Source organism: Rhodococcus erythropolis R138, assembly GCF_000696675.2.
In the GTDB taxonomy this organism is placed as follows: Bacteria; Actinomycetota; Actinomycetes; order Mycobacteriales; family Mycobacteriaceae; genus Rhodococcus_F; species Rhodococcus_F erythropolis.
Window position 1 is genome coordinate 17,913 of record NZ_CP007257.1, and the last position, 22,321, is coordinate 40,233.

General features: G+C 59.6%; 13 protein-coding genes and 5 pseudogenes. 10 read left to right on the plus strand and 8 right to left on the minus strand.

Features of this window, described 5'->3' with window-relative positions; all coding sequences use genetic code 11:
* Nucleotides 1-188: 188 nt before the first annotated feature.
* Nucleotides 189-293 (minus strand): annotated as a pseudogene (locus tag H351_RS32670) (IS481 family transposase); the annotation flags it as partial.
* A gap of 255 nt (nucleotides 294-548) precedes the next feature.
* On the opposite strand from H351_RS32670, the gene H351_RS29160 reads away from it, so the two are divergent.
* Nucleotides 549-1,610, plus strand: coding sequence for an IS110 family RNA-guided transposase (locus tag H351_RS29160; RefSeq protein WP_029256907.1), 1,062 nt, complete (start codon nucleotides 549-551; stop codon nucleotides 1,608-1,610).
* Between the two features lie 14 nt (nucleotides 1,611-1,624).
* Here H351_RS29160 and H351_RS32675 read toward each other — a convergent pair.
* A pseudogene (locus H351_RS32675) lies at nucleotides 1,625-2,527 on the minus strand (IS481 family transposase); the annotation flags it as partial.
* Nucleotides 2,528-2,670: 143 nt separating this feature from the next.
* Entirely contained in the window at nucleotides 2,671-3,312 is a 642-nt protein-coding gene (locus H351_RS29170; RefSeq protein WP_029257021.1) for a hypothetical protein, read from the minus strand.
* Nucleotides 3,313-3,482: 170 nt separating this feature from the next.
* Here H351_RS29170 and H351_RS29175 point away from each other — a divergent pair, with 170 nt between their 5' ends.
* The 4 genes from H351_RS29175 (at nucleotide 3,483) to gad (ending at nucleotide 9,072) form a co-directional block, all read left to right on the plus strand.
* A complete protein-coding gene (locus tag H351_RS29175) occupies nucleotides 3,483-4,763 on the plus strand; it encodes a metal-dependent hydrolase family protein (RefSeq protein ID WP_051636561.1) in 1,281 nt (426 codons plus the stop codon).
* Nucleotides 4,764-4,958: 195 nt separating this feature from the next.
* On the plus strand, nucleotides 4,959-5,594 hold the full coding sequence (locus H351_RS29180) for an ATP-binding cassette domain-containing protein (RefSeq protein ID WP_029257019.1): 636 nt from the start codon (nucleotides 4,959-4,961) through the stop codon (nucleotides 5,592-5,594).
* Between the two features lie 3 nt (nucleotides 5,595-5,597).
* The gene (locus H351_RS29185; RefSeq protein WP_029257018.1) at nucleotides 5,598-7,583 is read left to right on the plus strand and encodes a YhgE/Pip domain-containing protein; all 1,986 of its coding nucleotides are present in this window, start codon (nucleotides 5,598-5,600) and stop codon (nucleotides 7,581-7,583) included.
* A gap of 109 nt (nucleotides 7,584-7,692) precedes the next feature.
* On the plus strand, nucleotides 7,693-9,072 hold the full coding sequence (gene gad, locus H351_RS29190; RefSeq protein WP_029257017.1) for a glutamate decarboxylase: 1,380 nt from the start codon (nucleotides 7,693-7,695) through the stop codon (nucleotides 9,070-9,072).
* A 197-nt stretch (nucleotides 9,073-9,269) separates the two neighbouring features.
* On the opposite strand, the gene H351_RS32160 is transcribed toward gad, so the two are convergent.
* Nucleotides 9,270-9,887 (minus strand): FUSC family protein, encoded by a 618-nt coding sequence (locus tag H351_RS32160; RefSeq protein WP_158510654.1) that lies wholly within the window; start codon nucleotides 9,885-9,887, stop codon nucleotides 9,270-9,272.
* An 819-nt stretch (nucleotides 9,888-10,706) separates the two neighbouring features.
* Here H351_RS32160 and H351_RS29200 point away from each other — a divergent pair.
* Entirely contained in the window at nucleotides 10,707-11,087 is a 381-nt protein-coding gene (locus tag H351_RS29200) for an SHOCT domain-containing protein (protein WP_029257015.1), read from the plus strand.
* A 326-nt stretch (nucleotides 11,088-11,413) separates the two neighbouring features.
* Here H351_RS29200 and H351_RS29205 read toward each other — a convergent pair.
* Nucleotides 11,414-12,609, minus strand: a pseudogene (locus H351_RS29205) (IS256 family transposase).
* A 167-nt stretch (nucleotides 12,610-12,776) separates the two neighbouring features.
* Here H351_RS29205 and H351_RS29215 point away from each other — a divergent pair.
* The 4 genes and pseudogenes from H351_RS29215 (at nucleotide 12,777) to H351_RS29240 (ending at nucleotide 18,702) form a co-directional block, all read left to right on the plus strand.
* Nucleotides 12,777-13,883, plus strand: a pseudogene (locus H351_RS29215) (IS3 family transposase).
* An 83-nt stretch (nucleotides 13,884-13,966) separates the two neighbouring features.
* A pseudogene (locus tag H351_RS31650) lies at nucleotides 13,967-15,122 on the plus strand (IS3 family transposase).
* A gap of 614 nt (nucleotides 15,123-15,736) precedes the next feature.
* Nucleotides 15,737-17,185 (plus strand): Abi family protein, encoded by a 1,449-nt coding sequence (locus H351_RS29235; RefSeq protein ID WP_051636560.1) that lies wholly within the window; start codon nucleotides 15,737-15,739, stop codon nucleotides 17,183-17,185.
* 575 nt (nucleotides 17,186-17,760) lie between these two features.
* The gene (locus tag H351_RS29240) at nucleotides 17,761-18,702 is read left to right on the plus strand and encodes a DUF2971 domain-containing protein (protein ID WP_029257009.1); all 942 of its coding nucleotides are present in this window, start codon (nucleotides 17,761-17,763) and stop codon (nucleotides 18,700-18,702) included.
* 132 nt (nucleotides 18,703-18,834) lie between these two features.
* On the opposite strand, the gene H351_RS29245 is transcribed toward H351_RS29240, so the two are convergent.
* From H351_RS29245 to H351_RS29255, 3 genes are read right to left on the minus strand one after another with little or no spacing between them, the layout of a single operon-like run.
* Nucleotides 18,835-20,676 (minus strand): AAA family ATPase, encoded by a 1,842-nt coding sequence (locus H351_RS29245; RefSeq protein ID WP_158510655.1) that lies wholly within the window; start codon nucleotides 20,674-20,676, stop codon nucleotides 18,835-18,837.
* Nucleotides 20,677-20,681: 5 nt separating this feature from the next.
* On the minus strand, nucleotides 20,682-21,161 hold the full coding sequence (locus tag H351_RS29250) for an ABC-three component system middle component 2 (protein WP_037120035.1): 480 nt from the start codon (nucleotides 21,159-21,161) through the stop codon (nucleotides 20,682-20,684).
* Nucleotides 21,145-22,146: an ABC-three component system protein gene (locus H351_RS29255; protein ID WP_037120736.1), complete on the minus strand. Its 1,002-nt coding sequence runs from the start codon at nucleotides 22,144-22,146 to the stop codon at nucleotides 21,145-21,147. Before H351_RS29255 ends, H351_RS29250 begins: the two co-directional genes overlap by 17 nt.
* Nucleotides 22,147-22,321: the final 175 nt, after the last annotated feature.

The window sequence follows — 22,321 nt, forward strand, 5'->3', positions numbered from 1 at the left end:
GTGTGCTTCACGGAAAAGGACTCACGTCACCGTCAAACACCGAACGCACGCGTGAGATACCGAGAACAACCTCGCGCGCAACTGTCCCGCGATATTTGTGCGAACAAGAACGAAGGCTCGTCGAGGCAGTACAGAGAACGCCACGATGGACTAAGGACGGCGGCAGTCCCTTTCCGCCGCCGCCGTTCCTAGTTGAATGAGGCACGGACGTTAGTTGCGCGGTGCCGGCGGTAAGCGGCGGGCGGTCGTCCTCCGCGTGCTGAATGCGGTCGGTGGTAATTGTAGTGAACATTCCGACTTATATGAGTATCACGGCAAGTGACCGGGATTGCAGCCCATAGCGTGTCGTAGCAGGCCGGAAGGAATGACTCGTGAACATTCTGTCTCCCGCAGTCGGGATGACTCTTGTCTGGTGTGTCACCCCCTCCGGTCTGCGTTCGCGGTGTGACTCGAGAGAGGCGTGACCACAAGCTGCTGTGAGAGGTACTTGAAGTCGGATTGTCCACCGCGGATCCCCCATCCATCGAGCGAAAAGGGAACCGAACCCCATGATCGTCATCGGTATCGATCCACACAAGTCCACCCATACTGCGACCGCACTCGACTCCGCCACCAACACCGATCTCGGTTCGATCCGCATCGACGCCTCGGTCATCGAATACAAGCGATTAATCGTTTGGGCCAAAGCCTGGCCGGACCGACGCTGGGCCATCGAGAACGCCGACGGCCTCGGGCACCACCTCGCACTGTGGCTCCTTGCCATCGGTGAGGTCGTGCACGATATTCCCACTACCGCCACCGCCCGAGTACGTGAACTCTCCCGTGGTGGACGACGCAAGAACGACCGCATCGACGCTGCGGCCGCAGCCAGCGTCGCAGCTCTGCACGGCGACGCCAGGCAGGTCTATCCGGAGACCGTCAACGATGCGCTTGCTTTGCTCGACGAGCGGCGAGTCAATCTGTCGTCCAGTCGAACTCGCACCGTTAATCAACTTCACGCCTTATTACGTGAGCTGATGGCCGGCGGTGCGCCAACGTCGTTGACACCCAAAAAAGCTGCTGCCGCGATCCGAGGCTTTCGGGCCAGAACCGCACCGGACAAGATCCGACTCGAACTGGCCAAGGAGCTGATCACGGACTTCGCGCGGTTCGACGAACAGCTCGCGGCGAACAGCCGCAAGATCACCGCGTTGCTCGACGAGCACGGCACACATCTGCGCAATATCGACGGAGTCGGTCCAGTTCTTGCTGCCCGCATCCTAGGCCGCAGCGGCCGAGCCAGCCGGTTCCCCACCGCTGCTGCGTATGCCAGCTACACCGGAACTGCACCCGTCCAGATCGCCAGCGCCGACTCCTCCCATCACCGATTGTCGAGATTCGGCGATCGGCAACTGAACTCCGCCCTCTACACGATCGCCATGATCCAGATCCGGATGCCGTCGAGCACGGGACGAGCGTTCTACGACAAGAAAATCGCTGAAGGAAAAACACCCCGGACCGCCGCTCGCGCACTTAAACGGCACCTCGCTACACACCTGTGGCGAGCCATGCTCGCAGATGAAAAACGGGGCATTCGAGCCATATCGAGAGAATCCCTCACTGCCGCTTGACAAATAGAGAGGCACCAGACTTCGACGGCGGTGCGACGCTGGGCTTCGCTGGTGTACTCGCGGGAGTACAGCAGTTCTTCGGCGAAGATGCGGTTGTACCGTTCGACTTTCCCGTTGTGTTTCGGGGTGTACGGCCGGATGCGGTAGTGCCGAGCTTCGCGGAGTGAAGATGTGAAATCTGCTGCCCGATAGCATGATCCGTTGTCGGTGATCACGCGCTCGATCCGGGTGATGCCGTGTGCGGCGAAGAAGACGCGGGCGTTGTTCATGAAATCGATGGCTGTTGCAGCGGTTTCGTTGTCGCGTGCCTCGGTGTACGCCAGGCGGGTGTTCCCGTCGATCGCGGAATGCAAATAGGTGTACCCGACCCGGGCTGGCTTGTTCTTCTTTTTCCGGCGCTGGGATCGTTTGGCCTGCTCGGAGCCGCGGCCGTGGGCACGCCACCCGCCGCCGTCCGGGATCTTCCCGACCTTCTTGATGTCGACATGCACCATCTGGCCAGGTCGTTTCGCAACGATGACCTGCGGTTTTCGGTTGGTTTCGCCGTTCGGGTCGATGAACCGGCGACGGTGCAATCCCAGGCCTCTCAGGATTCTCGTGACCGTTCGACGGGCAATGACGATGCCGTCGGTTCCCAGTTCGAAAGTGATGCGTGAGGCCGACCATTTCCGGGTTCGGCGCATCGCTTCGATCTCGGCCACGATGCCCGCGGCTGTGGCGGTCGGCTGATGATGTGGCGTACTGGACCGGTCCTGTAATCCCAGCTCACCGAACTTGCGATACCGGTTGACCCAGGTGGAGGCGCATTGTCGTGAAATCCCCATTTCGGCGGCGACGTGGGCGATCGGACGACTCTGGCACCGCTCGACGAGTCGTCGTCTTCCTTCGACAGTGAGTGGGGCATTACGGTGTGTCACAGGGCTGGTCCTTTTTGGTCGAGAACGGTTGTGTCGCAACTCCCATTCTTACGCCGAGGACCAGCCCGTCTACTTCAGTCCCGCGTCAACAACGTCCATACCCACAACACCTAGTTCTCGATATCAGCGATGACGTAACTCGCTCAGACTGCTTCTGCCATCGGAGCAGCAGGACGACTGCTCCTTCCGAGGAATACTGCGGACGCCAGCAGGAAGAATATTGCGCCGACAAAGGTTCCGATATTAGCCATGTTCGGATCCAACGTGTTCCCGTCTCGCAAGACGAACGATCCGATCGCAGAGACTCCGAATGCGATGGATCCCAAGGTATTGAGCCACACGCTCTGCCATTCCTTCGATTGCGGTGCCCAGTAAGCGCCTTCCCTCAGCAGGATGAGGACAGCCAGTCCGCTCGAGACGAGGAAGGCTATCGAGCCCTCCGCGTTCGGATTCCAGACCAAATGCATCTCGCCTCGTAACGTCAGCGCGTGCAGCGCAGCCCCGGTACTGACGTTGAACAAGATCGTCCCGAGTAACTGCACAGCCGCAGACAACCAGACGGCCCGGATCGCGGGACGCCCCGAGTCGGTGGTGGTTGCTGGCCCGGCCAGCACCAACTGAACGAACGCCGCGCAGGTAAAGAACCAGGAGCCCGCGAAGAAGAAACTGTTGGCGAGTGCGGCACCGAAGAAGACCGACAGAAAGGGTGCCGACCCGAGCGCGAAGAGGGCGGATCCGATGACGAATCCCCAGGACTGCATTCGAAGGGTCGGATGAATCAGCATGCGCTGCAGTGTACTTCGAATCCGCTCAAAAGGTTCGCGATCGGGACCTTGGTCACCGCGCAAAGGTTTTCGATACGTCCGCGACGGGTATGTAACAGCCGAGTTATAACAATCTGAACATTCTCTTTTTTACTGAGTCATGACTCAGTTTTGGTGCTAGTGTCCGATTTATGACAGCCACCCCGCCTGCTGGACATCGTTTGCTGTTTCGTAACGTTCGAATTTTCGACGGCTCCTCCTCGTCTCTTGTTGCCGGGGACGTGCTGATCGACGGAGAGACGATCGCCGCCGTATCGGAGTCCCCGATCGGCGATTACCCGGGCCGGGAGACCACCGTCGTCGACGGTGGAAATCGAGTCTTGATGCCGGGCATGAGCGATGCTCACGTGCATCTGGTCGGCAACGCGAATACGTACATGGACATGGTGACGGGCAGCGAAGCGCATATCGCCCTCAACGGCCTCGCTGAAGCAAAGAACATGCTGCACCGCGGGTTCACCACGGTCCGGGACATGGCCGGCGACACCAGCAGCATCAAATCGGTCATCGACCGAGGCCTGTTCGAGGGGCCGCGCATCTACCCTTCCCAGGCTGCCATCTCCCAAACCAGCGGACACGGCGACTTCGGATTCGTCTACGAATGCCCGACCGCGTTGGGAGGCAAGCAGTCTCGCGCCGAAGAAATTGGTTTCATGCGCGTCGCAGATGGCCCTGACCGGGTACTGGCAGCTGTTCGCGAACAGCTGAAGAAGGGCGCATCTCAGATCAAGATGATGGTCGGCGGCGGCGCAGCGTCGATGTACGACCCGCTCTACACGGTCCAGTTCACCGATCCCGAACTGCGTGCAGCAGTGCACGCGGCCACCGACTACGGCACCTACGTCGCCACCCACGTTTACAACGTCACCGGCATTCGCCGCGCCATCGATGCCGGCGTGAAATCCATCGAACACGGTCATCTCGCTGACGAGGCGACGATCGCTCTGATGGCCGAGAAGGACATCTGGCTTTCGATGCAGCCCTTCGCCTTGGGTGACCATCATTACCCCGACCCTAGCCGTGCAGAAAAGGACCGCGAAATCTGCACCGGCACCGACGACGTATACAGCTGGGCACGCAAACACGGCGTCAAAACGGCCTGGGGCACAGATCTTTTGCTCGAACCGCAGCTCGCGCCGCGGCAGAGTGAAATGGCCGCCCGACTCGGTGATCACTACAGCAATGCCGAAGCACTTCGGATGCTCACCTCCGGAAATGCCGAACTCTTCCGTCTTGCCGGCGAACGGGACCCCTACGGGCAAGCACCACTCGGAGTGATCGCCAAGGATGCGTGGGCAGATGTTCTTCTCGTCGACGGGAACCCTCTCGAGGATCTGAGCCTGCTCGCCGATCCGGCCAAACATCTCTCCGTCATTGTCAAAAACGGTCACGTCGTCAAAAACATTCTGTGACAACACCTTCATCGCGCTGAGCCGTCCGGGTGCAGATCGAGCTGCACCCGGAGGAGACTTTCGCATCGCGTTCCACCATGCCGGGAGTCAAAATTGGTTGAAACAAGTTCGGAGAGCTGGCAATTACCCGCAAATTCATTGACGGGGACGTTAGTCTCCGCTCGAGGCATCGAGTTACACGGACCCTGGGGCCGCGTGTTCGGTCCACTCGACATGGATATCGATGCAGGCGGTGTGACTGTGATCGCCGGCCAGGCCGGCGCAGCGCGAACCGCCCTGCTGATGGCCCTATGCGGACGGATGCGATTGTCGTCCGGGTCATTGACTGTGCTGGGCTACGAGAAACCCTCGAGAATTCTGGCTGTCTCGGCGATCGCATGTCTGAACGAACTCGACGAAGTTCGCCCATCGGTGACGGTGCGGGACATGGTGACCGAACAGTTGCGATGGAATTCACCGTGGTACAAGTTCGTTCCCCGGGTGAGCGAAGATCAAGTAGCAGATATGTGTGCGTACACATTTGGCGGCGTAGACCTCCCCCCGCTCAATGCCTTCGTCGACGATCTCCCGGAGATCCAACAGCTGTTGCTGCGGATCGCCGTCGCGAACACCAAAAGACCACCGCTACTGGTGGTGGGTCGAGTCGACAAGATCGCCGACGACGACGAGCGGACAATGTTGTTACGCCGACTGGTCGCATTGGGAGAGCACCAGTCGGTGATCACCGCCGATGTCAACGACCTTCCGCCGGACAGCGGCGTCCATGCCGTGGTGAACATGCACGGCCTGCTGGGCGCCGGTGACATCGGCGTCATGACCGAAGGACGGTGAGCGATGCTCGCAGGTATATCTCTGGGCAGTGATATCAAACGCTACTCCCGCGGCACCCTGCCACGAATCGCGATCGTCACCATCATCTTGTTGCCGTTGCTCTACGGCGCCATGTACTTGTGGGCTTTCTGGAACCCGTTCGGCGAGGTGAACAAGATCCCCGCAGCGATTGTCAATAACGACTCGGGGCGAACATCGACAGGCCAACAAGTCGATGCCGGCGATCAGGTCGTCAAGTCGCTCATCGCCTCCGGGCAACTTGATTTGGCGGAGGTCTCGGATCAAGAAGCCCAAGCCGGACTCTCGAGCGGCAAGTACTATTTCACCATCACCTTGCCGGAGAACTTCAGCGACGCTGTCGAGTCCCCCAACGGTGACAACCCCGAGAAGGCCGATCTCACCTTCACCTTCAACGACGCCAATAATTATCTAGCCACCATCATCGGGCAGGACGCGTCCGAACAGGTCATCAATCAGGTCAACTCGACCATCGGCGCCCAAGGCGTCGGCCAAGTCCTGACGGGCCTACAGACCGCCGGTTCGGGCCTGGGCCATGCTGCCGACGGAGCGAAGACCCTCGCGGCCGGGATCGAGACCGCCAAAGGTGGGGCCGATCAACTGAGCTCCGGTGCAGGCGAACTCGCCACCAACATGGTCACCGCACGCGATGGTTCCGCGCAGCTCGCAGCCGGCGCCGGGCAACTCGCCACAGCCATCGACGGCGTCGCCGACCCACTGCTCAACGCCCTCGACTCCACTGCCGTCTCCGACGTCGGTGCGCAAGCTGCGCAACTGCGGCAATCCCTCACCACCCTCGGGGATCGCCTCCCCAAGCCGCCACAGGTTACCGTCTCCCCGGCAATCCAGCGGGTGCTCGACCTTCTCGGACCCAGCACCGATCCGCTCGCACAACAGGCCGTTGCAGCTCTCACACCTCTCGTGGCAGCACAACCCCAAAGTGACACTGCCGCACTACAAGCGGAGATAGCGCGCCTCAGCGGTGATGCGCGCGCGCTCGAATACCAGTTGACGGATCCATCCAGTCCCCTGCAATCCGGACTCGCGCTGCTGCAAAACGGCGGGCTCGCCTCCGACGTCCGGCAACTACGCGACGGCGCCGACCAGCTCAGTTCCGGAGCCACGACTTTGAACTCCGGACTGATCCAGTTGACCGACGGCAGCACCCAGCTCGCGAGCGGAGCCGATCAGTTAGCTTCGGGGATGGTCGAGCTGCAATCGGGCTCGGGCGAACTGGCAGACGCACTCGCACAGGGCGCTGGGCAAGTACCCAGCTGGACCGACGCGCAACGCAACGCTACCGCGGACACCCTGTCCACCCCAGTCGCACTCAAGCAGGACTACACCAACGAGGCACCCACATTCGGTACCGGATTCGCGCCGTTCTTCCTCTCCTTGGCCCTGTTCGTCGGCTGCATCATCACCTGGATGCTGCTGACCCCGCTACAATCCCGCGCAACTGTCAGTAACCTCGGCCTCTATCGCACAGTTCTGGCTTCCTACTGGCCGGCACTGCTCATCGGCATCCTCCAAGTGATCACGATGTACGCCGTGGTCCACATCGGGGTCGGCCTGGACGTCAAACACGTTCCCGGAACTATCCTGTTCCTGATGCTGGTCTCGGCGACGTATTTGGCGATGATCCAGATGTTCAATGCTCTCTTCGGCGTCGCAGTCGGCCGAGTGGTGACATTGGCCTTCCTGATGCTGCAACTGGTCTCCGCCGGCGGCATCTATCCGGTGCCCACGACAGCGACGCCCTTCCAATACATTCATCCGTTCGACCCGATGACATACACCGTGAACGGACTCCGGCAACTCATCACCGCCGAACACGTCGATTCGCGACTCTGGACAGCTATCGCCGTTCTTTCCGGCATTCTGCTCGTCTCGATGACTATCAGCGCACTCTCGGTTCGCCGCAACCGGCGTTACACCATGGAACGCCTGTACCCGTCAATCGAAGTGTAGAACCGAGGCGCAGACCAGAGGTATAGAGCGCTGCGCCACAACACCTTACGACCGATCTCCACTTGCCAGACTGATCCGTCACCGCTCGTTCGACCATTGGAGGAGAAAGATGTCAGACTTTATTGCAGCTCCCACCGAAACCCTCGCACCCGCGTACACCGGCAGGCTCGGCACAGACCCGATTCCCGCTCTGCGGATGCCCAAATCCGAATCCGAACCCGAAGCGGTGTACCGGTTCATCCACGACGAACTGATGCTCGACGGCAGTTCACGACTGAACCTGGCAACCTTCGTCACCACCTGGATGGACCCTCAGGCAGACAAGCTGATGGCCGAGACATTCGACAAGAACATGATCGACAAAGACGAGTATCCCGCGACAGCGGAGATCGAAACTCGTTGCGTCAACATGGTTGCCGACCTCTTCCACGCAGAAGGGCTGACCTCCGACCCTGCGTCCGCAACGGGGGTCTCGACGGTAGGGTCCTCCGAAGCTGTGATGCTCGGCGGCCTCGCACTCAAATGGCGCTGGCGCCAGCGCCGCGAACAAGAAGGTAAAGACACCACGAAGCCCAATCTCATCCTCGGCAGCAACGTTCAGGTCGTCTGGGAAAAGTTCTGCCGCTACTTCGACGTCGAACCAAAATACCTCCCCATGGAAAGGGGCCGCTACGTCATCACTCCCGAACAGGTCCGTGACGCCGTCGACGAGAACACCATCGGCGTGGTCGCCATCCTGGGCACTACATTCACCGGCGAGCTCGAACCCGTCGCCGAGATCGCCGAAGCCCTCGACGAAATCGCCTCAAACGGCGGTCCCGACGTCCCCCTCCACGTCGACGCTGCCAGTGGAGGTTTCGTCGTCCCGTTCCTGCACCCCGAGCTGATGTGGGACTTCAAGGTTCCGCGTGTGGTCTCGATCAACGTCAGTGGCCACAAGTACGGCATGACATATCCTGGCATCGGTTTCGTCGTCTGGCGCTCGAAAGAACACCTACCGGAAGACTTGGTGTTCCGGGTCAACTACCTCGGCGGCGACATGCCGACCTTCACCCTCAACTTCTCTCGATCTGGCAACCAGGTCGTCGGGCAGTACTACAACTTCATCCGCCTCGGCGTCGCCGGATACACCCAGATCATGGAATCGCTGCGCGACACCGCGCTTATGCTTTCCGCCGCAATCTCCAAGATCGACAACATGGCGATCATCACCGACGGCACCGCTATACCGGTCTTGTCCTTCGAAGTCGTCGACGACCCAGGCTTCACAGTCTTCGACATCTCCCACGAACTCCGGGCACGCGGATTCCAAGTGCCCGCATACACGATGCCCGCCGACGCCGAAGATGTCGCCGTCCTACGGATCGTGCTACGAGAAGGCTTCAGCCAAGATCTCGCATACAAACTGGTGACAGCACTGAACGAAGTTGTCTCTCAACTGAAAAGCAGCGCCGCCGACAGACCTGCAAAGAAGGCATTCGCACACTGACCGTTGTCGAGGGGAAGCCGCGGATGGCTCCGCTTCCCCTCGACAACGCCCAGTCCGGTTCGATCCTCAATGCACTTCGGACCTTACTGAACGCTTTTCCTGACTACGCGTTTTGGAATATATGTTTGGTAGGTTCAGCCCGCACAGGGGGCCTTATTTATCGTTTTTCCGCACCACCCGTCGGCGTATTCGCGGACTTACCTATTCTCAATTTTTTCCACAGGCCTCAATGCCATGTCAGATACTTTCAGCACCAATACCGTTGCTGCCGCAGCAAGGAGTGTAAACCCTGCTCTTTCGGCATATCCGTGCATCACGGTCTCCGGGGTGAATGACAAGCACATCAGTGCAGCGGTGAGGAGAGCCGCGAAAACCCAGTACGGCGCTTTCAGATAGGCGATTCCACTGAGAACGGCCACGCATACCCCAATAGCCGTAGTGACGGAATTGATGCCGATGATATTGACCAGGACTGCAGCGACAAGCCCGCCGGCCACAGTTCCCAATACGCGATGGAAGGTTCTTCTGCTGGTTCCAGCAATACCAGGCTGAAGTACTACCAGGATTGTCAGTACCACCCACCATGCGTGCCCCCCGGGTAGCCAGAGCTTGGCGGCGAGAGTCCCGAAGAAAACCAGACAGATCAACATGATCGTGAACCGGCGTAGGTCCTCGTCCGCAGGTCGCTCGTGGTCCTTGTGCGGCAGGTCATCGAGAAGCAGGATGCCCATCAGTACAACCCATGCACCTCCGACGAGCACGAAACCTGTCACGACTGCTGCCGATGCGAGCGAGTTCGGTGCCGAATCGGTCAAACGCGCCCCGGGAGCCGCGATTGCCGCCAAAGCGCCCTGGCTCGCTATGTACGTCGCAGCGCCTTGCCACCCTTTGGTGTACGACCACGCAACGCCTACACATATCGCTGCAACGAACACCGCCGAAATCCAGGCGGAACCACTAACTACTAGCCCCAGGAACACCGAAATCGGAGTCACTACCGCAGTCGCCGCCGCGACCCGCATCCCACGTTCGAGAGCCACTAGAGCCGGCAGAAGTCCGAGGTAGATAAACGGTGCGTACGAACTCCACGCACTCAGATAAAGGCAAACCATCGGAACGAAGCACAGGAGCAGACCCGACACCCACCGCACCATCGACGTACTACTCGTTCTCATACTGTTTACGCCCATGCACCGCGCCAATCCTGTAGACGTAAATACGATATTTGCGGCAAGGATTTCAGATCATCAATGCAGAAAACCTTACCCGAAGGGAGTCAAACGGCACGTGTTTAGGACAGCTCGAGTCGAAACTACCGTGACGGCCAGGCCAACAGGATTCTCGATCGAACCGGGATGGAGATTCATCCTCGGCTCAGCCCACTGTTGGACACGCAGGTGGACCGGAACCGGCCATGCAGGTGGTCACAAATTATTCTGACACGCCCACGGTTGATGCCTGGCATTGATTTTTTCAGGTGCGTAATCATCGGGCGATAGACAGTTTACTTCGCAGTGACTCGACCGAAAGGTCCACGCGATAAGTGGTGCGGCTGCAGCCTTCTGATAGTACTGTCACATCGGCCGCCAATAACTGTGCCCTCGGCCCGTTTCCCTATTAAAGGAGTGCTTTACGTGTTTGATTCTATGTGGGATATTTTTTGGTACACCCTAACCGTGTTTGTGTTCGTGGCGTACTTGTTGGTGCTGTTTCAGATCATCGGTGACCTATTTCGTGACCGTTCGATGTCGGGTTTCGTCCGAGTGTTGTGGATCATCTTCCTCGTCGTGTTCCCCTATCTGACGGCATTCGTCTACATCATCACTCGCGGACGCGGAATTGCTGAGCGTCAGGCAGCATCCCGCACCGCGGCGAAGAACGCCGCAGATGAGTACATCCGGGATGTCGCGGGTAAATCCGCATCGGAGCAGATTTCCGAAGCGAAGTCACTTCTCGATACCGGCGTGATCGACGCAGCGGAGTTCGCGACGCTCAAAGCGAAAGCCTTGAGCTGACCCCGATCGGCTGCGGGAAATAATCACTACCCTCGAAAGCCAGAAGAACCGATGATCTGAACCTGTGGCCCAGTCCGGAAAGACCGAGCCACAGGTTGCGATCATGATCGCAACGTCAGCGGCTATGTCGGCCTCCTCCTCATCGGACTACCGATCAGACTTGGTCGGAGTCTTCGAAAGGCCTGCTTCGACGACTTCGTCGACGACGCCTTGAGCCCGCCTGAATCTTCCAGTCGTCCACCGAGAAAAACACGAGTGACAAGTGCCCTACTAGGTCAAGTCCAAATGCGTGGTGTGTGAGGACGGGCACTGCGTGATCTCCTCGTTCAGGCTGTCAGTGCAGCAGAGGTAGTCGAGTTCATCTCCTCGTCAATTGTGTTGTCGTCACCGGTTTCCGAGGTAACGAGACTTACTCGGGAGCGAGCCAAGACGTCCAGTCCGAGGTATCGGCGTCCTTCGGTCCACTCGTCGTGTTGCTCGGCGAGTACCGCTCCGACGAGCCGGATCAGGGAGGTGCGGTCAGGGAAAATGCCGACGACATCGGTCCGGCGACGGATCTCCTTGTTGAGTCGTTCCTGTGGTTTGTTAGACCAGATCTGACGCCAGATTTCCTTCGGAAACCGGTGAACGCGAGCAACTCGGCGCGGGCGTCATCGAGATGCGCCGCCGCCTTCGGAAGCTTGCCAGACAAGGCATCGAGCATCCGATCATACTGTTCCTCAACACCTTTACGGTCTGGTCGATCGTAAATCGAATGCAGCATCGTCTTCACCCACGGCCATTGCGTTTTCGGGGTGATCGACATGAGATTGACCGCGTAGTGGGTGCGGCAGCGTTGCCACAATGCACCAGGCAGTGTCGCCCCGATTGACGCCACAAGGCCGCCGTGGGCGTCGGAGGTCACCAACTTGACCCCGGTCAATCCGCGGGCGACCAAGCCGCGAAAGAACGTCAACCAGCCGGCCTTGTCCTCCCCGGACGAGACGTCGACACCCAAAATTTCTCGGTGCCCGTCGCGGTTGATTCCGACCGCCAACAGCACGTGCACGTTCATCACGCGCCCGTTCTCACGCACCTTGAGCACCAGTGCATCGGCGGCGACAAAGGTATATGGGCCTTGATCGAGTAGCCGGGTGCGAAACGATTCGACTTGCTCGTCGAGGTCACGGGCCATGATTGACACCTGCGACTTCGACAAGCTGTTGATGCCCAACGATTCGACGAGTTTCTCCATCCGCCGCGTCGACACCCCAAGCAGATAGCAGGTTGCCACGACAGAGGTCAGGGCACGCTCGGCGCGCTTGCGGCGCTCGAGCAGCCAATCAGGGAAATACGAGCCCTGACGCAACTTCGGGATCGGGACGTCGAGTGTGCCTGCACGAGTGTCGAAGTCGCGGTGCCGGTAACCGTTGCGCGAGTTGACGCGGTCGTCGCTGCGTTCTCCGTATCCGGCACCGCACAGGCTGTCAGCTTCGGCGCCCATCAGCGCGGTGATGAACGTTCCGAGCATCGATCGGAGCAGGTCGGGGCTCGATGCGGCGAGTTGGTCGGACAGAAACTTTTCGGGGTCGATAAAGTTGTGATCGGTCATCGCGTGGTCTCTCTTCAGGTCGAGTTGGTAGCTCTCTTGAAGAATCACGCGGTGGCCGTCCTCATCGGGGTAGCGACACGCCCACAGTTTCAGGACGAGTGGTCGTACACCACTCTGCTGGACTCAACCTTTTTCAGATCGCGAAAGACTTCGGTGTCAGCGAGGCCACGCTGCACAATTGGCTGAAGAAAGCCGACATCGAAGACGGCAACCGCCCCGGAATGACCAAGGACGAAACCGCCGAACTCCGCGAAGCGAAGAAACGAATTCGCTTGCTCGAGCAGGAAGCCGAAGTGATGCGACGTGCCGTCGCCTATCTGTCTCGGGACGTCAACCCAAAATGATGTTCCCGCTGGTCCGCGACCTCGCCGTAGACGGAATTCCCGTCACGGTGACCTGCCGGGTGCTCGGCTTCTCCACGCAAGGGTTCTACACATGGAAGAGAAACCCAGTCACGCAGCGCGACTGGGATAACGCGCATCTGATCAACGCCGCCTACGACATTCAGGCCGACGACCCGGCTTTCGGATACCGATTCATCGCCGACGAATTACCTGGCCGCGGCATCATCGCCAGCGAAAATCGTGTCGCCCGGCTGTGCTCGCAGCAACGGATCTGGTCAGTGTTCGCGAAGAAACGAGGACTGAACAGAAAATCGGGCCCGCCAATCCACGACGACCTCGTCGCCCGGAAGTTCACGGCACAGAAGCCAAACCAGTTGTGGCTCACCGATATCACCGAACATTGGACCGACACCGGGAAGCTGTACCTGTGTGCGATCAAGGACGTGCATTCGAACAAGATTGTCGGCTATTCGATCGACTCGCGAATGGAAGCGTCGCTGGCTGTCCGTGCACTGACCAATGCCGTCGCTCTCCGGGAGCCGGCTGGGACCATCGTACATTCCGACAGGGGTAGCCAATTTCGGTCAAGGAAGTTCGTACAAACATTGTCCGACAACGGTTTACAAGGTTCTATGGGCAGAGTTGGGGCATGTGGTGACAATGCAGCCACGGAATCTTTCTTCTCACTGCTGCAGAAGAACGTCCTCGACCGACAACGATGGTCGACTCGCAAAACCGCTACGGCTGGCGATCGTGACCTGGATCGAGAAAACCTACCATCGCAATCGCCGGCAACGGCGCCTCGGGAAGCTCACCCCGATCGAGTTTGAGACAATCAATCAGGCCGCATACGCGGCCTGAAACTATCAACCTCACGTGACCTGCCCCAGGGTTTCTTACCCATTTCGGTGTGAAGATCGAGCCTCGCTGAAAGGCTTCGATCCATGCCACGACCGTATCCGCCGGAGTTCCGATTCCGGGCCGTAGCCCTCGTCCGTGCCGGCAAACCGATCACCACTGCCGCAATAGAACTCGGCATCAGCGCCGCCGCGCTTCACAAGTGGGTGCGCCAAGATCAAGTCGACCGGGGCGAACGGCCCGGTCTCACGACAACAGAATCGGCGCAGTTGTCGAAGGCGAACAAGCGTATCCGGCAACTCGAAGCCGAGGTCGAGATCCTCCGCACCGCTGCGACATTGTTCGGGGAGAACCGCCCGGCCCCAAAAGGATTCACCCGGTGATCGACTCCCTCGTCGACGCCGGGCACCCGGTCAAGGTCTGTTGCCGGCTTCTTGGTGTCAGCAGCCCCGGCTACTACATGTACAAGACCCGGCCGATGTCACCGACACGGATGCGCCGTCAGTGGCTCACTGGGTTGATCCGCGAAGTCCACACGGCTTCGCGACAGACCTACGGGTCTCGACGTGTGCATGCGGAGCTCACGCGCGGTATGGACATCGAGGTCAGTGAGAACCTCGTCGCCGAACTCATGAGGATCGCCGGCATCGTCGGCTTGCCTGGTCCTGCGAAGGTCAAGCGGTTGAAGGGCGTTGCGACGGCCGACGATCTCGTGCACCGGAAGTTTCATCGTCTCTCACCAAATGAGTTGTGAGTCAACGATATTACCGAACATCCGACCCGTGAAGGAAAAGTGTACTGCAGTGCGGCGAAAGGACACGTTCAGCCGGAAGATTGTCGGTTGGTCGATCGATAACTGCCAGGATTCGACCCTGGTAGTGAATGCCTTGGATATCGCGATCAAGAATCCCAAACCACCTCCCGGCGGGATTGTGCACGCCGATCATGGAGCGGGCGTTCACGTCCTGGACATTGACTGACAAGATCCGTTCTGCGGGCCTGATGCCCTCGCTCGGGACGATCGGTGACGGGTACGACAACGCGATGATGGAATCGTTCTGGTCGTCGATGCAGATCGAGTTGTTGAACCGGAAGAAGTGGCGGACCCGGCTCGATCTGGCGAATGCGATCTTCGACTACATCGAGATCTTCTACAACCGTCAGAGTCGGCGTTCGCAGATCGATTATGTGTCGCCGATCGAGTACGAGTTACGCTTCGAGAACCCATCCGTTCCGGCTTGATCTTCACATCGCCAGGGGTAACGAAACTTGGGGCAGGTCAACGTGTCAACCGAAGTGGGTGCAGTCCCGGCCGAACTTCCATCCGTTCTCGACGGCCCGATCAAGGAGAGCCTTTGCCGCGAAATCGTAGGCACCCCGGTCCGAGGGCGGCGGTTCGTTGTAGGCGATGTGTCGGCCCGGTTGCTGCGTGCCCGTCCCTGCTCCACTACTGATCCACGCTCACACGAACCGCAACAACGCGACACGTGTCCTTGACCTCCAGACGCGGAGTAATCACACAGAGCTGTCAGCGTTCCGCTCACCCGCACGAGCAACCGACTTCCGGACCGCGCGGCACGTGACCTGGTCGAAGCCCTTCGGAGCGTCGACCGTCACGGTGAAGGTCTCGCCCTGAACTCGAACCCGACAGCGGACCAGACCTCGATGACTGCCCGCTGACCCTCGACCGGTAAGTCATGCCATGCGGTCGCAGCCACAGCAGATGCCGGCACTAGAAATTGCTCGCAGGTTCGGCTACCATCTAGGTATCACGACTGGTCGTCATTCCCGACAAGGGGAGGCGGCCAGTTTTCTTATCACGGCTTCACGATCTGCAGTTATGACAGCATGACTACGTGACCAGCAATTATTCCAAGCCGTTCCTCGACGTCGATGGACAACTCGATCGCCTGCGGGATCGCGGGTTAGTCTTCGACCGCGAGTTCGCATATCGCGAGCTACAGGCTATCGGCTACTTCCGCCTATCGGGCTACTGGTACCCGTTTCGTCGGCGACCGAAGACCCCCGGTGAGCCACGGCCGTCGGAGTTCGTCGAAGGTGCGACCCTCACAGAAATTCTTGAGATCTACCGTTTTGATGAGCGACTAAGGGTCGAAATCCTCCACGCCCTTTCACACATCGAAGTGGCAATGCGCTTTCGGATCGGCCATCTCCTTGGTAGACGAGATCCTTTCGCTCACAACGAATCAACCGCACTTGCCCCGGATTGGAGCATGGCCCGCAAGCGCAAAGGAAATGGCCCCAACTGCTCCACTCATTGCACCTCGTACGCAAGCGACCATGAGGAGTGGATGCGCAAACAGGAACGTGTCGAGGAGGTTTCGAATGAGGCCTTCGTCGCGCATTTCAACTCGAACTACGGCATGCCGTTACCTGTGTGGACAGCGACGGAGCTTATGACATTCGGTCATCTGAATCGCTTGTTCGCGGGGATGACTCAGCGCGACCGGCAGCAAATTGCCGTTGATTTTGATATCTATCAAGACGACGGGAACGGTGACGCTGGAGCGCTCTCAAACTGGCTGGAACACCTCCGGCAGACCCGAAATTATTGTGCGCATCATGCGCGGCTGTGGAACAGAAACCATACGGCGCCTCTATCAGTGCCGGCAGCTGTGACCGAGATGGCGCATATAAAAGGGGCGGAAGGCACTGGGGCTCTACCAATCTCGCGGGCAGCCAGCCGCATCTATGGCAGTCTCGTCCTTGTCACGTATTTCCTTGCGCGAATCAACCACTCGAATGAAACGCGTGACAGGATTCGTACGCTCATTGAAAAGTTCGCCTCCGGACAACCGACGCGCCTGCATGCAATGGGGTTTCCCGATGGATGGGAGGCGGAGACGATCTGGCAGGCTGATTACGGCCGGGATGAGGAGCTGAGTTCTCGGGCTTACCTGCTGCGTGACGTCGAGCTGCTTTACAACACCGACGCAGCCTCCCAGTTGTGGCACAAAGCGAGTCACAAAGATCGTGCTTCACGGCTGGGGTACTACCGAAAGCAAGGTGCGGCACTGTCCGTTCCAGGTGTAGAAGCCCATCGATACCCAGCGTTTCAGTTCGACTCCGAGACCGGTGATCTCTTCAAACTCGTCATCATCGCGAATCGACGCCTCTTGAATGGGGGTGCCGGTTCCGAGGAAGAACGGTGGACCGCACTGAATTGGTGGGGGGCTCCGAACAACCTCGTCCCCGGAGGTCTCAGCCCGCGAAATGCCCTCGAAGCATGTGCTCTCACACAACATATGCTGGACACGTTACTTGTTCCACGGAACGACGAGTAGAACGACAACGTGCACCGCCAATTACGCCGATTCCGACATATTTCGCTGCCTTTGCGAACAATCCGACCACCGGCATCGACAGATGAGCGCGCAGGGATCATGCAGGATCGCCACCGGATTTCGGGTGAGCGTCCCCGATACCCGGTCTCGTCGAAACTCCACACTGCACAGGAGAATCAATACCAAAGCCTCACCGACACAACGCCTGCGGGGCCTTTCCCGACTTAATACGCCGCCACTCCACGCCCGCAGACGACGGCAAGGGCTGCAGCCGGAGCTGTTCAGGGGGCGCGGCGGCTCAGCTGCCACGCCCGCAGCACGACCGAAGCTCACGTAGGCGTCGAGTTGACCGGCGACACGGCCGAGATCACCGTCAATCGCTGGCCCCGCAGCCTCCAATTGCACCCGCGCAGCAACCCGCTTGTCCCAACGTTCGTCACCCCAGCGGTGTGAAGATCAGGCGGGATGGACGAGGTCTCGAAGCATAAGTAAGAAATCCTGCGGAAGGCCAAGTCAACCAAAGCCCGGGCAGTCCCAACGACGCGGGAAGAGGTTGCACACCTATGCTCCGACGCATGGTTGATACACCGGCGCCGCCCGAAACACTGCACCACTACACCACGGCCGCAGGGCTACTGGGAATCGTGGAGCCGGTCCGGCTCGGCGCGTTTTCCGAGCGGTCGCCTGACATGCAGTCGGTGCCACGGACGCGGTCGATCGCCTTGTGGGCCACCGATGCCAGGTTTCTGAACGACTCAGCCGAGCTCCGCTACGCTGCCCCAGTACTCGCCGACAAGATTGAGGCACTTCTGCCTCCAATCGATCAGGTCAGCGACGAGACGACCACTCGAATCGGGACCGTGGCAGCGAGGCTCCGCGCGGGCGAGTTCATCGGAGAGGGATTCGAAGAGGGAGCCATGCATACCGCGTATGTCACGAGCTTCTGCCGAGACGGTGACCTCCTAAGTCAGTGGCGGGGTTATGGATCGAGCGGTGGCGGCTACTCCGTGGAGTTCCGCACCGACGCCCTGCGTGAACTGAACTTCCCATTTGGACAGGCAGGAAACGATGAGGTCGGATACATCGGAGGTTCCATGCTGCAACAGGTCGTCTACGGGATGGATGAGGAAGCGCTCGATGCCGCTGCTCGAGAGCTCGTTCACCCTGATCGGTACATCCCGTCAATGACCGCGGCTGTTGCTGTATTGGCTCGTTTCAAGGACCCAGCGTTCTCCGAGGAGAACGAGTGGAGGCTTATCCGGGCCGCCGGCACCTACGCGATGGCGTGTCGATACAGGCCGTCATCGACGGGCGCGGTCGTTCCGTACATCCAGCTGCACCGTTTCCATTGGGACAAGCCGCATGATGCGTTCGCAGTTGCATCTGCCATCAAGTCAGTAACTGTCGGGCCAGGACCCGACACGGCCATACGGCGCGATTCGGTGCTGCAACTCATGCAGCAACGGGGATTCCGGGATGTCGAGGTCTATACGTCCGCGATTCCGTTCCGGGGTTGAGCTTTGGCGCACTCCGATGCTGGATCCGACAGGCACGATGTCTGCCAGATCCAACCGACTTCCGGACTGCGCGGCGCGCAGTTGATTGAAGCCCCTCCGGCTCAAGGGTCGGTCCAGTGGCACGGAAGACACTTAGTCGAGCGGGTAGAACCCTGGGCGCCCGGTCTTCGCGTTACCAGTGAAGTAGACGACTTTGCACGCGGGCGCGTCGACTACCGGCGGCGTCTGATTTTCCAGGACAATCGTCTGGCCAGGGTGTTTGTTAGCCAGGTAGTCATAGAATGCTTGTGCTACTGAGGCACTGAGCAGTTCTTCCTCGGTGGTATCGATCGTCTCGCTGCCGCCTTCTGCATGCTCGGCGTCCCGATAGGTCAGCACTGGGGTGTCCAGAGCTACGAAGCCAGGGTGGGGCAAGTCTCGCTGGGTGCAGTACTCGCTCAGTGCGATGCTGAAACCGGCATGAAGCACCGACCTCATCCCCTTACCGCGATCTTCGCGCCGGCGATGCTCGACCATTATCTCGGGGGCGTCAGCGAAAGTGAATAGTGCTTCCGCTCCTCCGGGTACCTGCCATTGGGTCAGGACGGAGCGGAGAGTGCCGGAGAACGCCCGCTGGGTGGTTGTGGTGACTCCGTGGGAGACACGTTCGACAGCGGATGGTTGCTCCTGCGCGACGCTGGCGAGGAGCTGTTCGAGATCGGCCACACGTGTCCACAGCTCCATCCAGCGCTCGATCTGAGAGCGTCGAGTTATGAGCTGTTCCAGATCAGCTTGCGCTGGGCGCAGCGCGTCTTCCACCTGGGCGATCTGGCGGATATTGGCTTTGACGTCGGTGTCGAGGCTCAGAAGCCGACTTTGTGCCAGTTCCAGCTCCTGCTGCATAGCGCCCAGCGTCAAGGACAAGTCGCGCTTTAGGGCCTCGTTTTTCGCCGATTCCGCATCGACCGATTCGGACAGTCGCACTGTTTCGTAGACCGCGTGTTCACGTTGTTGATGCTTCACAGTCGCGCCGCAGAAAACGCACGCATCCGCGTCGAAGTATCCGAGCAGAGTACCGGTTTCCTTGACCAATTGGAGCCGTGCCAAGTCGGTGGCGTATTGGGCGTCGAGGAGGTTGAACCGATTGAGAAGCACGGTCGTCTCATTGACCCGTTCTTGCTCCAGCTGGCGCTGATTCTGCTGCTCAACGCGCTCTTCGACCAGGTGGGCGCGGCGCGCAAGGCTATCGGTCATCGAGTTGGAGGCTTGACGGATCGCCGCGTCGACTCGGGCACGCACGTCAACACATTCGTTCAGCTCTGGGGCGTCCTCGAGTTCTGCTCGCACCTGACCGATAGCCCGGTCCAATACCTCGACCTGACCTCTGTTGATTCGGCGGAATTCCGCTGGGTCCTCCCCCTGGGGTAACCCTGAGTCGTCGACCCCCTCGAGTAGCAACTTGAACGCAGAATGTTCCGCCGTTTTCGTCATGGGTAGACCGCTCTCGATGGGGGATACCCGCGAGTCCATGCGCTCCTCGTCCACAAGGACCAGGTGGGCGATGTTACGGAAACTCATCGCCTGGACAACGTTGTTCTTGTTCTTGCGGAGTTTGGCGTCGGCGATGCCAAGCCGGTCTAGAAGGAAGTAAGAGATGTTGTCAGGGTTGTCCTTCTTATGTTGCCCCAAGAGTTGCCGGTCGGCTTTCCGGTCCGGGGTAGAACGGACATCATCCTCGAACACTGAAATTCGCCCGCCGCGCAGCTCGCGGGAGAGAGTCACAACCTCGCCGTCATCGAGCTCGATACCCAGCATCATGCTGCGATATCCCGCTGCTTCAGGCAGGTCACGCAGGCTGCTTCCGCCGAGCATGAAATTCAGAGCCTCGATTACGTAGCTCTTGCCGGTCTCCGAGGCCCCATAGATCACGGTTAGTCGAGGAGCGAATTCGATCGTGGCGGGCGGACGATCGGGGCCGACTGCGGTCAGATGCAAGAGTCTCATCCTAGTGGCCCGCTTTCGTCGTTCGGTTCCCATGTGAATTCTTCTGTCCACCGCTGCGAAATCATTCGGATCCTGTGTCGAACCTCGTCGGTCGGCAGGTCGACGAACTCACTGATCAGCCAATCCGCGACCTCATTGAGTTCCCCTACCAGCGGCGAGTCGACCAGCCGCAAGAATGGGCCGGCTTCCTCGCTGGCCCGGTAGCTGACACCATCCGCTGCGGTCACGAGGTCTATCAATCCCGCGCGAGACATGACGTGCACTCCGTGCTCCAACACAGAACGCTTGATTCCGAGTTCACCGTTACGTGTCGGCACGGCGGGGAGAACGCTCAAGGGCCCGCCGAGATCTGCGCTGTGCAACAGGCAGTAATCCATGAGGACCAAGCGGTCCAGGCCAAGTGCGCGAGGGAACGCCGCTGTCAGGAGGATGAGGGATCGGACTCCGAGTTCGAGCGGACTATTGAGGGGTTGCATGGCACCAGCGCAGTCTGTTGTCATTTGCCAATTGGTGGCACATACCGGTCCGGTCGCGGACTTCAACTATGGGGAGTAGGCCGTTCGATGTGATCGCCAGGGTGTGCGAGGTCCCGACCACTGTTTGCAGACGCTGTAGTCCATCGCGGTGGTCGAGGTCGTGTACGTCGATCACCCCGTCGAAGATCTCCCGTTGCAGCGCGTCGAAGGTACCGACCGGGACGGAATCTCGAGCGAACAAGCGCAGTGCCTCAGCGCTGTAAAATGCCACCCGTTGTCGCATGTAATGGCCGCCAGTGTGCTCGTGCGCTGCGGCCTCAGTAGCGGTGAAGGTACTGCCGTGTCGCTCTGCGTACGCATCGAGCATCTGCTCGATGTAGCGCTGCTCCCCTATGGAGGGCTCTGGTGACGGGGCCGGCGAGTCGGGACGCGCGGGAAGGTCCACGCCGAATCGCGCTGCGTGCCAACGAGTTTTAGAGTGCTGTTCGACGAGTTCGCACAGTTCGACCGTCCCGAAAACCGAAAAATCAGCCGTCCGGATGAAAGACACGACCGCCTCCAACAAGTGCCCACCCAATTGCTTCACAAGGACGCTTTTGGTCTTCACCAACTCCTGCTCAAGACCAGCGCGGAGCTTCGTCGGAGAGTGGATGAGGTTGGAGAGTGACGTGCCGCATCCCTTGGGCGCGGCAAATCGATAGCGCCGCGGCCATCGGTAGTGACCGGCCATCACGCCTACGACAATTTTCAGGATTTCGGGGTAGGCATCGCTGGGAATAAGTGCCTTGCCGTAGTGCTTGCACTGGTAGCAATCCCAGTCATCCTCGAATCCGGCAGCGGTTACAAAACCTGCGACATCGACCCCGTGATCGTTGGCACCGCCGTTGCGCAGCACTTGCACATAGTCCAACGTCGTTGCCCACTCCAGAACGAACTCCTCCCACTGAGCATCGTCGTAGAGGAAGATCCGCTTTTCGGGGGACAAGGACAAATGGCTCGGTTGGGGCGTCCACGAGCTGCCGTCCAGCACGGAGGGCGCCGCAAGCGGAATGAGAACTATCTCACCAGTCACTGACTGCTGGGTCACTTCCTGCCCCTCATTTCTTTGCGAGGCCATCCGGATCGCGAAATCTTGCGGCCCTCAGTGTCCGACATTCGGA

What these genes read in the sequence shown, in the direction of transcription:
- H351_RS29160 (WP_029256907.1), top strand. Translation starts at nt 549, where the DNA reads ATGATCGTCATCGGTATCGATCCACACAAGTCCACCCATACTGCGACC.
- H351_RS29240 (WP_029257009.1), top strand. Translation starts at nt 17,761, where the DNA reads ATGGTTGATACACCGGCGCCGCCCGAAACACTGCACCACTACACCACG.
- H351_RS29170 (WP_029257021.1), bottom strand. Translation starts at nt 3,312, where the DNA reads ATGCTGATTCATCCGACCCTTCGAATGCAGTCCTGGGGATTCGTCATC.
- H351_RS29250 (WP_037120035.1), bottom strand. Translation starts at nt 21,161, where the DNA reads ATGCAACCCCTCAATAGTCCGCTCGAACTCGGAGTCCGATCCCTCATC.
- gad (WP_029257017.1), top strand. Translation starts at nt 7,693, where the DNA reads ATGTCAGACTTTATTGCAGCTCCCACCGAAACCCTCGCACCCGCGTAC.
- H351_RS29175 (WP_051636561.1), top strand. Translation starts at nt 3,483, where the DNA reads ATGACAGCCACCCCGCCTGCTGGACATCGTTTGCTGTTTCGTAACGTT.
- H351_RS29185 (WP_029257018.1), top strand. Translation starts at nt 5,598, where the DNA reads ATGCTCGCAGGTATATCTCTGGGCAGTGATATCAAACGCTACTCCCGC.